General features: G+C 66.0%; 1 pseudogene. It reads left to right on the plus strand.

Features of this window, described 5'->3' with window-relative positions:
* Window positions 1–97: 97 nt before the first annotated feature.
* A pseudogene (locus tag NS334_RS17865) lies at window positions 98–1,002 on the plus strand (IS3 family transposase); the annotation flags it as partial.
* Window positions 1,003–1,125 lie beyond the last annotated feature (123 nt).

Genomic DNA, 1,125 nt, shown 5'->3' on the forward strand with positions numbered 1-1,125 from the left:
ACCTAATCGCATGGCGCGCTCGCAAAAGACCTTGACGTGACCCCCGTTTCTTCATCCACTTGGAGCTAGAGACCGGCCCATCGAAGGGACGGACGGAATGAAGCGGAAGCAGTTTTCGGAAGAGCAGATCATCGGCATTCTGAAGGAGGCCGAGGCGGGCGCGGTGGTGACGGAGCTGTGCCGCAAGCACGGCATGTCGAGTGCGACCTACTACGCCTGGAAGGCCAAGTATGGCGGCCTGGAGGTGTCCGAGGCGAAGCGACTGCGGGCACTGGAAGACGAGAACGGCAGGCTCAAGCGGCTGCTGGCCGACGCCATGCTGGACAATGCGGGGTTGAAAGACCTGCTGGCAAAAAAGTGGTGAGCGTGGCCGCCAGGCGGGAGGCGGTCGCGCGGTTGCAGACTGAGTTCGGAATGAGCGAGCGGCGCGCCTGCGCCGTGATCGGGGCCGACCGGACGAGCATGCGCTACCGCTCGTGCCGGGATGGCGATGAGGATCTGCGGGCACGGCTGCGCGAGTTGGCCGGCCAGCGGCGCCGTTTCGGCTACCGCCGACTGCACATCCTGCTGCGGCGGGACGGCGTCACGATCAACCGCAAGAAGACGCAGCGCCTCTACCGGGAGGAGGGCCTGACGGTCAGGCGCAGGAAGGGACGGAGGCGCGCTGTTGGCGCGCGGGCGCCTGGGCCGGTGCTGGCGCTCCCCAACCAGCGCTGGAGTCTGGACTTCGTGCATGACCAGCTTGCCACCGGCCGGCGGTTCCGCGTGCTCAACATCGTCGACGACGTCACGCGCGAATGCCTGCGGGCGGTGGTGGACACCTCGATCTCGGGCAAGCGGGTCGTGCGCGAGCTGGTCGACCTGGTTGCCGAGCGCGGCCGGCCTGGCATGATCGTCAGCGATAACGGCACCGAGCTGACCTCGAACGCGGTGCTGGTCTGGTCGGGCGAGGCAAAGGTGGAGTGGCACTACATCGCGCCGGGCCGCCCCATGCAGAACGGCTAGGGACTGTCAGGAATTTCGTGTGCGGACGGGCGGATGAACATTATGCCGCCATGGCTCGAATCTACAGCGACACCAAGGAGGAAGCAAACAGGGGCTTTGCACCGTAACAACCACGTAGCT

This window comes from Sphingomonas endophytica (assembly GCF_001476895.1).
Taxonomy (GTDB): domain Bacteria; phylum Pseudomonadota; class Alphaproteobacteria; order Sphingomonadales; family Sphingomonadaceae; genus Sphingomonas; species Sphingomonas endophytica_A.